Annotated in this window: 11 protein-coding genes; 7 read left to right on the top strand and 4 right to left on the bottom strand. The window is 68.3% G+C overall.

Annotated elements, in window-relative coordinates; translation table 11 throughout:
• Window positions 1-29: 29 nt before the first annotated feature.
• The 4 genes from ASF41_RS09800 to ASF41_RS09785 all read right to left on the bottom strand — a co-directional run bounded on the left by ASF41_RS09800 (window position 30) and on the right by ASF41_RS09785 (window position 4,004).
• On the bottom strand, window positions 30-1,241 hold the full coding sequence (locus ASF41_RS09800) for an NADP-dependent isocitrate dehydrogenase (RefSeq protein WP_056274708.1): 1,212 nt from the start codon (window positions 1,239-1,241) through the stop codon (window positions 30-32).
• A gap of 136 nt (window positions 1,242-1,377) precedes the next feature.
• Window positions 1,378-2,733, bottom strand: a complete 1,356-nt coding sequence (locus ASF41_RS09795; protein WP_056274702.1) for a TadE/TadG family type IV pilus assembly protein — start codon at window positions 2,731-2,733, stop codon at window positions 1,378-1,380.
• A gap of 16 nt (window positions 2,734-2,749) precedes the next feature.
• Window positions 2,750-3,403: a TadE/TadG family type IV pilus assembly protein gene (locus tag ASF41_RS09790; RefSeq protein WP_056492792.1), complete on the bottom strand. Its 654-nt coding sequence runs from the start codon at window positions 3,401-3,403 to the stop codon at window positions 2,750-2,752.
• 7 nt (window positions 3,404-3,410) lie between these two features.
• On the bottom strand, window positions 3,411-4,004 hold the full coding sequence (locus tag ASF41_RS09785; protein ID WP_274534761.1) for a TadE/TadG family type IV pilus assembly protein: 594 nt from the start codon (window positions 4,002-4,004) through the stop codon (window positions 3,411-3,413).
• A 359-nt stretch (window positions 4,005-4,363) separates the two neighbouring features.
• Here ASF41_RS09785 and ASF41_RS09780 point away from each other — a divergent pair, with 359 nt between their 5' ends.
• The 7 genes from ASF41_RS09780 (at window position 4,364) to ASF41_RS09750 (ending at window position 13,536) form a co-directional block, all read left to right on the top strand.
• On the top strand, window positions 4,364-4,912 hold the full coding sequence (locus ASF41_RS09780) for a formaldehyde-activating enzyme (RefSeq protein ID WP_055952093.1): 549 nt from the start codon (window positions 4,364-4,366) through the stop codon (window positions 4,910-4,912).
• A gap of 127 nt (window positions 4,913-5,039) precedes the next feature.
• Window positions 5,040-5,807, top strand: coding sequence for an RNA methyltransferase (locus ASF41_RS09775; protein ID WP_056492789.1), 768 nt, complete (start codon window positions 5,040-5,042; stop codon window positions 5,805-5,807).
• A gap of 59 nt (window positions 5,808-5,866) precedes the next feature.
• Window positions 5,867-8,206, top strand: a complete 2,340-nt coding sequence (locus tag ASF41_RS09770; protein WP_056492786.1) for a bifunctional diguanylate cyclase/phosphodiesterase — start codon at window positions 5,867-5,869, stop codon at window positions 8,204-8,206.
• A 410-nt stretch (window positions 8,207-8,616) separates the two neighbouring features.
• Complete coding sequence (locus ASF41_RS09765; RefSeq protein WP_056492784.1) at window positions 8,617-9,459, top strand: PAS domain-containing protein; 843 nt, start codon at window positions 8,617-8,619, stop codon at window positions 9,457-9,459.
• 119 nt (window positions 9,460-9,578) lie between these two features.
• On the top strand, window positions 9,579-10,742 hold the full coding sequence (locus ASF41_RS09760) for a diguanylate cyclase (RefSeq protein ID WP_056492781.1): 1,164 nt from the start codon (window positions 9,579-9,581) through the stop codon (window positions 10,740-10,742).
• Window positions 10,743-11,106: 364 nt separating this feature from the next.
• Complete coding sequence (locus tag ASF41_RS09755; protein WP_082504236.1) at window positions 11,107-12,126, top strand: PAS domain-containing protein; 1,020 nt, start codon at window positions 11,107-11,109, stop codon at window positions 12,124-12,126.
• A 390-nt stretch (window positions 12,127-12,516) separates the two neighbouring features.
• Window positions 12,517-13,536 carry a PAS domain-containing protein gene (locus tag ASF41_RS09750; protein WP_056492775.1) on the top strand — a complete coding sequence of 340 codons (1,020 nt, stop codon included), beginning with the start codon at window positions 12,517-12,519 and terminating at the stop codon, window positions 13,534-13,536.
• Window positions 13,537-13,586 lie beyond the last annotated feature (50 nt).

Here is a 13,586-nt window from a genome sequence, read left to right as displayed (position 1 = left end):
GTCGGCCCTCGGGCTCCGCCGAAGCCCGCTCAGGCCATCGCGGCCTTCAGGTGCTGGTCGACCTTGTCGAGGAAGCCCGTGGTCGAGAGCCAGCGCTGGTCGGGGCCGACGAGCAGGGCGAGGTCCTTGGTCATGAAGCCGGCCTCGACGGTGTCGACGCAGACGGTCTCCAGGGTCGTGGCGAACGTGGCGAGCGCCGCGTTGTCGTCGAGCTTGGCCCGGTGGGCGAGGCCACGGCTCCAAGCGAAGATCGACGCGATGGAGTTGGTGGAGGTCTCCTTGCCCTTCTGGTGCTCGCGGTAGTGGCGCGTCACCGTGCCGTGGGCGGCCTCGGCCTCGACGGTCCGGCCATCGGGGGTAAGCAGCACGGAGGTCATCAGGCCGAGCGAGCCGAAGCCCTGCGCCACGGTGTCGGACTGCACGTCGCCATCGTAGTTCTTGCAGGCCCAGACGTAGCCGCCCGACCACTTGAGGGCCGAGGCCACCATGTCATCGATCAGGCGGTGCTCGTAGGTGATGCCGGCCGCATCGAACTTCGCCTTGAACTCGTTCTGGAAGACCTCCTCGAACAGGTCCTTGAAGCGGCCGTCATAGGCCTTCAGGATGGTGTTCTTGGTCGAGAGGTAGACCGGGTACTTGCGGTTCAGGCCATAGTTCATCGAGGCGCGGGCGAAGTCGCGGATCGAGTCGTCGAGGTTGTACATCGCCTGGGCGATGCCGGGGCTCGGGAACTTGAAGACTTCCTTCTCGATGACCGTGCCGTCCTCGCCCTCGAACTTGATGGTCAGGCGGCCCTTGCCCGGCACCTTGAAGTCGGTGGCCTTGTACTGGTCGCCGTAGGCGTGGCGGCCGACCACGATGGGCTGGGTCCAGCCCGGCACGAGGCGGGGCACGTTCTTGCAGATGATCGGCTCGCGGAAGATGACGCCGCCGAGGATGTTGCGGATCGTGCCGTTGGGCGACTTCCACATCTCCTTCAGGTTGAACTCCTTCACCCGGGCCTCATCGGGGGTGATGGTGGCGCATTTCACGCCGACGCCGTGGCGCTTGATCGCCTCGGCGGCCTGGACGGTGACCTGATCGTTGGTGGCGTCGCGGTGCTCGACGCCGAGGTCGTAATAGTCCAGGTTCAGATCGAGGTAGGGGTGGATCAGCTTGTCCTTGATCTGGCTCCAGATGATCCGGGTCATCTCGTCGCCGTCGAGTTCGACGACCGGGTTCGCAACCTTGATCTTGTCCATCTGCAGCACACCTTCCTGAGCCAGGATGTCCGGCGCCACGCAAGGCGGATGCCGAACCTGCGCCGCTCTTAGCCCGCGCGCTTCCGGGGCGGAAGCAGGCGGCTCCCTCCCGGCGCATGACAAACCTTTTGGCCTGTCAGGGACCGGCGACGAGGCGCGCCTTCCGTGTCGCCTGATCGAACATGGCGTTCAGCGCTTCCTGGATCTCGCTCGCCGAGTTCGCGGTGCGGAAGTAGCCCGACGAGGCGCAATTCTGCAGCGTGGCGGGCACGCCCGGAATCAGGGTATTCACGAGGAGGTTCTCGTTCGTGACCACCTGATCCGGGTGGTTCGCCGGCGAGATCGGGATGTACGGAATGTAGAGAATCGAGATGGTGATGCCGCGATCCTTCAAGGGCTTGCACAGCGAGGGATCGAGGAGCCTCGCCTGGGATCCGGTCCAGCCGGTCGAATTGAAGTAATACTGGTTGTTGTCCATCCCATCCGTGATCACGAACACGAACGGCAGCGCCCGCTTGGCACTGAGCCCGTCCCCGACGCTGGTGATCTTGTTGTTGATGATCGGGAAGACGTTCTCGTAATGCGTGCCGCCGCTCCCGCGTGGCACGGACGAATTGCCGATATCCATGTAGTTTTCGAGATTGATGGTCTTGAGCGAATCCAGATCGGCCGTCACGTCGGCCGCGGTTTCGAGATTGCTCACGAAGGGATAGAGCCCGACCCGGTACTGGTTGACCAGGGTCGCGTTGGTCTTCGCCTTGGCGATAAGACCCTGGACGGCGTTGCTGACGGTCGCGATCCGAAGCTCGATGTTGTTCTGCTTGGAGATCGCGAAGCCCTGCCAGCCGGGGAAATGGCAGGCGAAGGCGCAATTGTTCGGGCCGCCGGATTTCATGTCGGGGTTGAGCTTGGCGAACTGCGTCTGCGCCGCGCTGGAGGTCGGGAAACCCATCGAGCCGGACGTGTCGAGCAACAGGTAGAAGTCCACGTAGTTGCTCAAGGTCAGGCTGGACGTGGATTTCCCGGACACCTGGATCGCCTTCAGATCGCCCAGGACCTTGCTGAAGGGTGAGTTGAAGCTCGAGGCGTATGTCGCCCGAGCCGTTATGACCCCGGCGGTGCGGGTGACCGTGAGGTCCGGGACCAGCGGCAGGCTCTTGAGCATCGCGCCGGCATTGACCTGGAAGGCCGCCAGCCCGCGGGTCTTGGCGAGCGCCAGGGCCGAGGCGGTGGGGTCCGCCTCGTTCTTCGGGTTGGTGGAGATGTAATCGCGGGCCGTCGCGATCGCGGTGATCGTGGCCGCGTCGGCCGCGCGGTCGAAATGGGTGCGGTAGTTGATGCCGCGGACGTAATCGACGCCGAGCCCGGTCAGGCCGATCAGCGGGATCAGCGCCAGGGCGAAGACCATGAGGACATTGCCGCCCGTCTCATCGCGCAGGCGCCGCAGCAGGCGCCCTGGCGGAGAGACGGGATGCGTGGAGTCGGCGTGCATGGAACAGGCCTCGGGGTCAGGGGCAGGCATTGGCGGAGGTGCTCCCGCCGCTCGGATCGAAGGTGATGGCCGTGACGTAGCGCGGCGCGAAGTAGAAGGACTTCGCGATGTCGATCGAGCCGACGACGGATTGGAGGATGAGCGGCTTGTAGCTGAAGACCACGTCGGCCACGACGAGGAAGCCGGGGCCGAACGTGTCGCTGGGCAGCGTCGTGGGACTCGGTCCAGCCGTATTGGGCGCCGCGACGGGCGGTGTCGTGCAGGAGCGCTTCTGGCCGGACGTCCATACGACCTTCGGCGTATAGGTACAGTTGGACGTGCAACCGGCGACGGTCGGGGTGAACTGCACCCCCGACAGCGACCATTTCAGCAGGGTCCAGACCGAGACGTTGGCGTCCTTGGCGGCGGACATGGCCTCCGGGAACATGACCAGCTGGGATCGGGAGATCGCGAGGATATCGGTCTGGGTGATCTTGCCCGTGTCGTTGCGCGCCACGAGATCCGCCAGGGTGCTGGCGGCGAGCTCGAGCTTGCGCATGTAGATGACGTAGCGGACAAGATCGAAGGTCACCGCCGAGAGCGTGAGCAGCAGCGGCAGGATCAGCGCGAACTCGATGATGGCGATGCCGCGCCCGTCCCGTCCGAAGCGCTTGAGGGTTTGGCGGCTCATGGCGGCGTCAGCACCCGGTCGAGACGCTGGCGGTGGTGAACGGCTCGTTCCGGAACGCCACTGCCGCCCGGGCGAACACGACCGAGGTCCCGTTCCAGGTCGTGCCCAGCTTCAGGGCGATCCAGACCGGGCTGAACACCGGGACGGCGTAGAAGACCTGGAGGTAACCGTAGGTGCCGGGGGCGCCGGTGCAGTACGCCGTCTGACTGTTGTTCATCGGCACCGGCACGAGGCTCTTCTCGTCCGGGCTGACGAACACCGAGTAGCCGCCGCCCGACCCGGTCAGGGTGGTGGTCTGCAGATTGGTGACGATGTTGTTGCAGGACAGGCCGGCGATCAGGTTGGCGCAGACCACAGAGCTGCGAAAGCCGTTGGCGGTGGAGGCCGTATCGGTCAGCGCGCCGATCATGATCGTCCGGCTGGCATCGGCGGTCGCCTTTTCCAGGGCCGCGTAGCAGAAGACGTACAGGCCACCCTGAAGAATTTCGACGAACACCAGTATGAAGAGCGGCATGACCAGGGCGAACTCGACTGCCGTCGCGCCGCTCGAAGATCGGCGAAAGCGGCTTACCCAGCCTGTTTTCTTGGCGCCGCAGGACATGGGAGTGCCGAAACCGATCGCATTCTGATGTTGCGGGTCGCTTGGCCTTGCCATCACGCTCCGACGGGGCGGTTCCTCTGATGTCCTGACGAACAGCCGATGAAGAGGTCCCGTATCGCTCAGCGATGCATGGCGAGCCTTAAGGTCGAATTACTGCGATCCACGACGGTCGCCCGCATCCCCGATGCCCTGTGGATCGGCCGCGGGCCACGTACGACCCGGGCGGCGCGGATGGCGTCCGAAGGCGCGGCGGGGCCCCATGCGGCCATGGGGCTGGACATTGACGCCGACACGCGGAATCTGCCCGCCACGCGGCACAGCCCCCGCCGTCCTGTCCTCCGCTGTCCTGAGAGAGCCCCATGAGTGAACGCATCATCCTTCGCGCCGGCGAGGCCCTGGTCGCCGGCGGACCGCCGAACACGGCGTCCGAGCCCGAGGTGATCATCGGCGAACTCGACGGTCCGGTGGGCACCGCCCTCGCCACCCTCACGGGCGATCAGGTCGTCGGCCACAGCCGCGTCTTCGCGCTCCTCAACACCGACATCATGGTGCGCCCCGTCACGCTCTGCGTCTCGAAGGTGAGCGTCACCGAGAGCAAGTACACCTCAATCCTGATGGGCACGGTGCAGTTCGCCATCGCCAACGGCGTGCTCGATGCGGTGCGGGCCGGCTACATCCCGAAGGAGAAGGCCAACGACCTCGGCATCATCTGCTCGGTCTGGCTGAGCCCCGGCGTGATCGAGGCCGAGACCGTCGACCACAAGGCGCTGTTCGACATCCAGCGCCGGGGCATGACCGAGGCGATCCGAAAGGCGATGACCAACGAGCCCTCGATCGACTGGCTCCTGGAGAACCAGGACAAGATCATCCACAAATACTACCAGATGGGCCTCGACGGAAAGATCTGAGTCCGCTCGGGCTTCCCCGGGCCGGCGGCGCTTGGCCGTCGCGCCCGCCTCGTGCAAGACGGCGCGAATGAGCTCCGACCCGCACATGCCCGATCCCATGCCGACCGATCCCGCAACGACCGACCCTATGACCACCGGCGCCGCGGCGGCCGAACCCGCCCCATCCCCCGCCGAGCCCGTAATCATCCTGGTCCAGCCGCAACTGGCCGAGAACATCGGCATGACCGCCCGGGCCATGGCGAATTTCGGGTTGTCGGAGCTCCGCCTGGTGGCGCCGAAGAACGGCTGGCCGAAGAAGGGCGTGCGCGAGGCGGCCTCGGGCGCCACCCACATCCTCGACGGCGCGGTGGTCTACGACACCCTAGGCGAGGCGATCGCCGACCTGCACTACGTGCTGGCGACGACGGCGCGCGAGCGCGGTCAGATGAAGCGGGTCTTCGCGCCCGACGAGGCTATGCGCGACGTCGCGGGCCGCGCCGGCCAGCGGGTCGGCATCCTGTTCGGACGGGAGCGCTCCGGCCTCGACAACGACGAGGTCTCCCGCGCCGACGCCATCGTGACCTTCCCGGTCGATGCCCGCTTCTCCTCCCTGAACCTGGCCCAGGGGGTGCTGCTCATGAGCTACGAGTGGCGCCGGGCAGCCGGCCTCTCCGTGCTGCCCTTCACCGGCGAGATGCTGTCGCCGCCCGCCACCCGGGAGGCGATGGCCTCGCTCTTCACGACGCTGGAGGACAGCCTGGCGGCCGCCGGCTTCTATCCGCCGGAGAAGCGGGACATCATCGCCCGCAACATGCGCGACATGCTTCATCGCATGGCCATGACCGAGCAGGATGTGCGTACGATGCGGGGCGCGCTGCGGGCCCTGACGGCACGCGGGCCGCGCGCGGTGAAATAAAAGCCCAGGCCAGGCGCTCTTAACCCCTGCGCGATCTTTGCGTGTCACGGTCGGGCGTCATGACGACCGAACGGCTCATCACTCCTGCGGGCGCATTCGCCTCCCGTGCCCACGAAACGGCGTTCCGGGCGGAGCGGCTCCCCAGGATTCGGCGCCACACGCGGGCGGTCCTGTGCGCCTCCCTGGCGATCGACCTCCTGCTCCTCGTCGACGACCTCAGCCTGATCGAGGCCCGCAGCGGGATGCGGGCGATGCTGGTCACGCATCTCGGCCTCGTGGCGGCGACGCTCGGCGGTCTGGTCGCCCTGCGATCCGTCAAGGACTTCGCGCAGCTGCAGCGATGGCTCCTCCCGTGGCAGGCCGCCGCGAGCCTGGGCCTCGGCGCCTTCTACGTGGCGCGCCCCGAAATCCCGGTCCTGGCGGCGCTGCTGGTGCCGACCGCGTTCATGCTCGTCGTGCCCCTGAGCTTCATTCGGACGGCGGTCACCGGCAGTGTGTCGGCCCTCGTCCTGCTGTCGGGCTTCCTGGCCGTGCGATCCTCCGGCGAGGTGAGCCTCGCCCTGGCGATCGAGCTCGTCCTCGGCCATTTGACGGTCCTGCTCTACATCGCCCGGTCGAACCGCCTGCGCCGCCTGGAATGGGCGGCGGCCGACGTGGAACGCAGGGCGAGCCTGGAACTCGCGGAGAGCCGGGAGCTGTTCGAGACGATGTTCCGGGCCGTGCCGGTGCCGATCGTGGTCTCCCGGGCGGCCAACGGGCAGATCGTCAGCACCAACGATGCCGGCGTCCAGTTCTTCGGGCTCGCCCCCGGCGACACCCTGGCGAACTACGCGAACCGCGACTTCCTCGCTGGCGCCGACCGCCGCCGGATGCAGGCGGTGCTGGACCGGCGCCAGGCGATCCGCGACTGGGAGGCGAGCATCGTCGTCCTCACCGGGGAGCGCCGCGACGTGCTCCTTTCGATCGAGTGCGTCCAGATCGACGGCATCGCCTGTCACGTCTCCAGCCTCGTGGACATCACGAGCCGCAAGGCCGCCGAGGCGCAGATCCGCTCGGCCGCCCATCACGACGTGCTCACGGGCCTGCCCAATCGCGCGCTGTTCCAGGCCACCCTGGAGACCGCCCTGGCGCGGGCGGAAGCCCAAGCCGCTGCGGTCGGCCTGATCCTTCTCGACCTCGACGCCTTCAAGGAGATCAACGACACCCTCGGGCACGATTCCGGGGACGCCCTGCTCAAGGAGGTCGCCCTGCGCCTCTGCGGCGTGATCGAACCGGACGACCTCGTGGCGCGCCTCGGGGGCGACGAGTTCGTCGTGATCTGCACCGGCCGCGATGCGGCGGGGCGACCCCGCATCCACGACCTCGCGGAGCGCATCCTCGACGTCCTGCACCCGCCGATGCCGATCAGCGGGCGGATCGTGGCGCCGCGCGCGAGCCTCGGCCTCGCCCTCTACCCCGACCATGCCGGGAACTCGGCCGACCTCTTCACCAACGCGGACCTCGCCCTCTACGCCGCCAAGGCCTCGGGGCGGAACCGCGCGACGCTGTTCGTGCCGGCCCTGCGGGCGAACATCGAGGAGCGGGTGGCGATGACTCGCGAGATGCGCGCGGCCCTCGACGGGGGCGGCGGCCTCGAGCCCCACTACCAGCCGAAGATCAACCTGCTCTCGGGGGCGGTGATCGGATTCGAAGCTCTGGCGCGCTGGCACCATCCCGTCCGCGGCCTCCTCGCTCCCGGCGCCTTCTCGGCCGTCTTCGACGATCCCGAGATCGGCGTCGCGGTGGGCGACGTCCTGCGCCGGCGGATCATCGCCGACCTCCTGCACTGGATCAGCCTCGGGCTCGATCCCGGCCGCGTCTTCCTCAACCTGTCGACGGCGCAGTTCGCCCAGGGTGACCTGGCCGGGACCTTCCTCGACGACGTCGATTCGGCCGGCCTGGCACGCAGCCGGATCGGGGTCGAGGTGACGGAAACCGTCCTCCTCGGCAGCCACGGGGACCGGGTCAGCGACGTGCTGGCCGAGCTGCACGGCTCCGGCATCCGGGTCGCCCTGGACGATTTCGGCACCGGCTACGCCTCGCTCACCCACTTGAAGCAGTTCCCGGTGGACGAGATCAAGATCGACCGCAGCTTCATCCGGGACCTGGAGCGCGACGCCAACGATGCCGCCATCGTCACCGCCGTGCTGCAGCTCGGCCGCAGCCTCGCCCTCGACGTCACCGCCGAGGGCGTCGAGACGGCGGAGCAGGCCGCCTTCCTGCGGGACGGAGGCTGCACCAACGTCCAGGGCTATCTCTACGGAAAGCCGATGCCAGCGAGCCGCGTCCCCTGGTTCCTGCGCAACCGCCCGGACCTGCTGGGCGACGCGGAGGCGGAGCCCACCCTGCAGATCGCCTGAAGCGGGCGCGCGGACCACGGACGGTCCGACGCCGCGCGTTCGCCGGTCGCCCGCGGGGGCCGGACTTCACGGCGCATCCCCCGGATGTGCGGCGAACGATCGGCCTTTCACTCCCTTGGCCGGCACGCTGCGATGCCGCGGAGCCGCCGAACCTGTCGAGGCCTCAGGCCCCGGATCATGGGAGGCGGTCGTCTCCCGCGCCGAGGGCGACCACCGCAACCCGAAAACGTCCGATGACATCGGTGCCCGGCGTGTCGGAACGGGAATCTGCCCAATAATAACCGCCGAAATGGGTCATAAAGAACTAATTTTGTCCACTAACGGCAGCTTATCCGGTTAGCTAGTCTGATTTGCGGACTTGCTCGATTGATGACACTATCATTTGAGAAGGTGCAGCAGGCCGTGACGACATGCAGGTCGACAATCTCAAGTTTTCTCCAGCCCAGTTTTTAAACCTGATTGAAAGCCATGGGCTCACCGGCACCTGGGGTTGGCAGTTTGCCGACAACCAGCAGGTCTGGTCGTCCGGCCTGTACCATCTCCTGGGCCTCGACCCTCGGACCACGCGGCCGAGCTACGAGCTGCTGGTCGGACTGGTCCTCACGGAGGATCGCGCGAAACTGGCGACCGGGGCCGACCTGATCCAGGGTACCGCCCTCGGCAGCCAGACGGTGCGGTTTCGCCGGCCGGATGGCGCGATGCGGGTCCTGTCGGTGCGAAACGAGATCTATTTCGACCCGGACGGGCGACCGCGCGGGGCCGCGGGCGTCGTCCTGGACGTGACGGACCACGAGAGCCTCCGGCAGGCGCGCCTGGCCGACCAGCGCCGCAGCCGGGTTCTGTTCGGGGACGAGGGCACGCCGAGCCTCTTCGGCGATGCCGCCCTCCCATTCACCGAAGCGCCGGTCCCGGTGGATTCGGGCGGCGGGGCGGAGGACTGGGCTGGCCTCACTCGCTCGCTTGAGGCGGACGCGCACCCGCCCGGCCCGCCGTTCGACGAGGCCCTCGACGGGGGAATCGACGGGCGTCACCTGCGCGCCGCCCGCGCCCTGCTGGACTGGTCGATGACCGATCTTGCGAAGGCCGCCGGCCTTTCCCTGTCGACGGTGAAGCGCATGGAGGAGCATCTCGACAACACCGCCCAACAGTCCCGGCACAAGGCGGTCGAGACGCTGCGCAAGGCGGGGATCCGGTTCTCGCGCCTGGACGGCGGCGTCATCGGCATCGGGCACCGGGAGGAGGCATCGACCTGACCCGGCGCGGGCACCGGCGGGCCCTTAACGTTGCGGGAACCATGTCGACGATTCGCGTGGAACCGTAAGGGACCTGGCGTAACCGAGCCGGTAAGCTTTGCCGCGAGACAGGCAAAGCGATGCAGATCGATCTCCAAACCCTCTGGTACCTGACGATCGGGACGCTGCTGGTGTCGACGTCGCTTCTGCTCTGGGAGCGGCAGGCCCACCCGGCGCGGGCGCGGGGGCTCGCCGTGTTGGCTGCCGGTCTGGTGGCCTTCGTTTTGGGCTGCGTCGTGGCGATGAACCGCAGCCGCGTACCCGTCGCCCTCGGCATGGCAGCGACCAACCTCCTGATGGTGTCGGGCTACCTCCTGGTCCTGAACGCCGCGGCGAGCCTCGACGGGCGGCGGCACCTCCGCGCCTCCCTCGCCGCGCTGGCCGGCCTCGCGGTCCTGTGGGCGCTCGCCGGGACGCAGTTCCCGACCGCCTTCTGGAACCACGTCTCGGCCCTGCCTATCGCGCTGGCCTGCGGCCTGACGGCGTGGATCCTCCTGCGCAGCCGCACGGCCCGGGGATTGCGATCCCGGCCGGTGGCAGTCGCGATCTCAGCCGTCCACGCCGGGTTCTACCTCGGCCGCGCCTTCGTCGCCCCCGTCCTCGTCCAGTGGTACGGCCCGGACATGCTCATCGTCGTGGCCAAGGCGACGATGGTCGAGGCCGTCCTCTATTCGGTGGCGATGCCGATGTCGTTCCTCGCCCTCGTCCGCGAGGAGGAGAAGCAGCACCTCCTGCGCCTGTCGCACACGGACCAGCTCACGGGGCTGGCGAACCGCCACGCCTTCTTCGAGCAGGGGGGCCGGATCCTGCGGGAGCAGCAGGGCCGCCCCGTCGCGCTCCTGGCCTTCGACCTCGACCACTTCAAGGCGATCAACGACCGCTACGGCCATCCGGCGGGTGATGCGATCCTGAAGCTGTTCGCCGAAACCGCCCGCGCGGGCGCGGGCCCCGACGCGCTTCTGGTTCGCCTGGGTGGCGAGGAGTTCGCCGCGCTCCTGCCCGACTGCGACCGGCTTCAGGCCCTGAGCCGCGGCGCCACCATCGCCAGCCGCTTCGCCGCCGCGGCCACGCGGGCGGAAGGCCCCGGGATTCCAGCGACCGTCAGCATCGGTCTCGCGGCGCCGGATCGCGGCGACCTCACCACGATGCTGGCCAGCGCCGATGCGGCCCTGTATCGGGCCAAGGGACTCGGCCGCAACCGCATCGAGGCCGCGGGCCCGCCGACCCTCTCCGCCGCGGCCTAGAGTTTGTCAGGGATCAGCGGAAACCGGTGATTCCGAAACGCCAAACGACAAGACAGAATTTCGGGCCGGGCTCCGGCACCACGCCTCCGGCTCGTGCGCTCCGGGCAGGCAGATGGGCGGATGCGCAGGAGCGGCGGGCACCGCTTCGGCTGACGACGCGCGTCCCCCCTGCCACCGGCCCACCACGCCGTCAGCGCTGCCGCGTCGCTGCGGATCTTCGGCGCTCGGCCTAAGGCCGCCGAAGGTTACACCTGCGAACAAATAAATAAAGACTTCTGCATGTCTTGCTTTGTATTGCGCACGACGCCGGACGGACACTATACATCGGCCATGTCCATCGGTGGTGTTGCTCGGCACGACACAGATGAATGTTGAAAGCCTTGGATTCGCGTCCCAGCATTTGCTGAACCTGATCGAGAGCCAGGGCGCCACCGGGACCTGGGGCTGGCGCTTCGCCGACAACGATCATGTCTGGTCGCCGGGCCTGTTCCGCGTGCTGGGCCTCGATCCGCAGAGCACCCGGCCGGGCTACGACCGTCTGCTCGGCCTGCTCCATCCGCAGGACCGGGAGCGGGTGGAGACCGGCCTCGACCTGATCCAAGGCGTGACGTTCGGCCAGAAGACCGTCCGCCTGCTCCGCCCGGACGGCGCGGTCCGCGTGCTGTCGGCCCGGACCGAGATCTATCTGGCGGCGGACGGACGCCCCCGCGGCGCGGCCGGGATCGTACTCGACGTGACGGATCAGGAGCGGCTGCAGCAGGCGCGCCAGGCCGATTTGCGGCGTCGGCGCGCCCTGTTCCAGCAGGGGCGGGCGTTCCTGTTCTCCAACGATCCGGACTACGCGTTCTCCATGCCCCAGGAGGCCAGCGATCTGACGGGCCTCTCGCTCGCGGACATCTCGGCCGATGGCTTCCTGTGTGTGGTCCATGAAGAGCGCGAGCACTGGCGCGAAGCCAGCATCGAGGGACAGCTTTCGGGGCGGGCGCACGTGACGAGACCCGTCCTGCACCTCGCCGGCGGCGATCGCGGGCCCTTCGAGGTGTTCTCCGTTCCGCTTCGCGACACGGACGGCGTGGTGGTGGAGTGGAGCAACCTGACGCGCCCGATCGGATCGCACAGCCCCCTGGCCAGCGACCCGTTCCGCGAAGGCCTGGAGCAGGCGATCGACAGGCGCCACCTGCGCGCCGCCCGCGCCCTGCTGGACTGGTCGATGACCGACCTCGCCCGGGCCGCCGGCCTCTCGCTCTCCACCGTCAAGCGCATGGAGGAGGACATCGGGGCGATCGCGGAGCGGTCCCGCCACAAGGCCGTGGACGCCCTGCGCCGGTCCGGCATCCGCTTCTCCCTGATGGAGGGCGGGGTCATCGGCGTCGGCCTGACCTGAGCCGTGCCGCCGGCCGAGGGGAGGGGCGCGGCCCCGAGCCGGGCCAGGGCCTGCGCGACGTCGGCGATGGGGGCCTCGACGGTATCCAGGCCGATCGCGCGGCGCACCGTCCCAGGGGCCGCCCGGCGCGGCGGAGGGGTCGGCCGTCGCGCAGGAGAGGCGGGAACCGCGTCGGGTTCACGACGACCGTCGCTTCCGTCGCCGGCCCGCCACCCTTCGCGCACCGCAATGTTGCAGCGGATCATCGGCACCCCGCAAAATATACCTGAGGTTTCCAAGGACCCCGCCGCATCTCATACTCTAGGTTTGCTGGGCCTCCATTGCACGCCACGCCACCCTGATACTATACCTTGGAAACGTTCTTATTATTTTTTGCTCGGCACCTCACGAATGAATCTGGAAAGCCTCGATTTCGCGTCCCCCTATTTTCTGAACCTGATCGAGAGCCAGTGCGTCGCCGGGACCTGGGGCTGGCGCTTCGCCGACAACCACCATGTCTGGTCGACGGGCCTGTTCCGCGTGCTCGGCCTCGACCCGCAGACCACCCGGCCGGGCTACGACCGTCTGCACGGCCTGATCCTTCCGCAGGACCGGGAGAGGGTAGAGACCGGCGCCGACCTGATCCGGGGCGTGACGCTCGGTCAGCAGAGCGTCCGCCTGCTCCGCCCGGACGGCGCGATCCGCGTGCTGTCGGCCCGGAGCGAGATCTACCTGGCGCCAGACGGACGTCCCCGCGGGGCGGCCGGGGTCGTGCTCGACGTGACGGATCAGGAGCGGCTGCAGCAGGCCCGCCAGGCCGAGCAGCGGCGCCGGCGAGCCCTGTTCCAGCAGACGCGGACGCTGGCCTTCTCCAGCGATCCGGAGCGCCGATTCACCTTCCCCCAGGAGGCCTTCGAATTGACCGGCCTTTCGCCGGACGAGATCGCAGCCGATGCCTTCCGGACGATCCTGGGCGAGGAGCGGGAGCACTGGCGTGACGTGAGCATCGCAGCCCAGTCAGATGGGCTCGCCCATCGGCTGACGCCGCTGCTCCATATTGCCGGCGGCAATCGTGAGCGCTTCGAGGTGTTCACCGTTCCGCTCCGCGACGCGGCCGGCGTGGTGGTGGACTGGAGCAGCCTGACCCGTCCGATCGGATCACACACCCCTTTGGCCAGCGACCAGTTTCGCGAAGGCCTGGAGCAGGCGATCGACGGGCGCCACCTGCGCGCCGCCCGGGCCCTGCTGGACTGGTCGATGACGGACCTCGCCCGGGCCCCCGGTCTCTCGCTCTCCACCGTCAAGCGCATGGAGGAGAACGTCGCGGCGATCGCGCAGCGCTCCCGCCACAGGGCCGTGGACACCCTGCGCGGCTTCGGCATCCGCTTCTCCCTGATGGAGGGTGGGATCATCGGCGTCGGCCTGCGCTGATCGGGCTTCGCGCACCCGGAGCGGTGCCTGGTTCGCCACGTAGGCGCGGC

Source organism: Methylobacterium sp. Leaf111 (genome assembly GCF_001423285.1).
GTDB lineage: Bacteria > Pseudomonadota > Alphaproteobacteria > Rhizobiales > Beijerinckiaceae > Methylobacterium.
This window is presented reverse-complemented; position numbering and strand designations above follow the sequence as displayed.

What these genes read in the sequence shown, in the direction of transcription:
- ASF41_RS09800 (WP_056274708.1), bottom strand. Translation starts at nt 1,241, where the DNA reads ATGGACAAGATCAAGGTTGCGAACCCGGTCGTCGAACTCGACGGCGAC.
- ASF41_RS09750 (WP_056492775.1), top strand. Translation starts at nt 12,517, where the DNA reads ATGAATCTGGAAAGCCTCGATTTCGCGTCCCCCTATTTTCTGAACCTG.
- ASF41_RS09775 (WP_056492789.1), top strand. Translation starts at nt 5,040, where the DNA reads ATGACCACCGGCGCCGCGGCGGCCGAACCCGCCCCATCCCCCGCCGAG.
- ASF41_RS09790 (WP_056492792.1), bottom strand. Translation starts at nt 3,403, where the DNA reads ATGAGCCGCCAAACCCTCAAGCGCTTCGGACGGGACGGGCGCGGCATC.
- ASF41_RS09785 (WP_274534761.1), bottom strand. Translation starts at nt 4,004, where the DNA reads ATGTCCTGCGGCGCCAAGAAAACAGGCTGGGTAAGCCGCTTTCGCCGA.
- ASF41_RS09795 (WP_056274702.1), bottom strand. Translation starts at nt 2,733, where the DNA reads ATGCACGCCGACTCCACGCATCCCGTCTCTCCGCCAGGGCGCCTGCTG.
- ASF41_RS09760 (WP_056492781.1), top strand. Translation starts at nt 9,579, where the DNA reads ATGCAGATCGATCTCCAAACCCTCTGGTACCTGACGATCGGGACGCTG.
- ASF41_RS09755 (WP_082504236.1), top strand. Translation starts at nt 11,107, where the DNA reads ATGAATGTTGAAAGCCTTGGATTCGCGTCCCAGCATTTGCTGAACCTG.
- ASF41_RS09780 (WP_055952093.1), top strand. Translation starts at nt 4,364, where the DNA reads ATGAGTGAACGCATCATCCTTCGCGCCGGCGAGGCCCTGGTCGCCGGC.
- ASF41_RS09770 (WP_056492786.1), top strand. Translation starts at nt 5,867, where the DNA reads ATGACGACCGAACGGCTCATCACTCCTGCGGGCGCATTCGCCTCCCGT.
- ASF41_RS09765 (WP_056492784.1), top strand. Translation starts at nt 8,617, where the DNA reads ATGCAGGTCGACAATCTCAAGTTTTCTCCAGCCCAGTTTTTAAACCTG.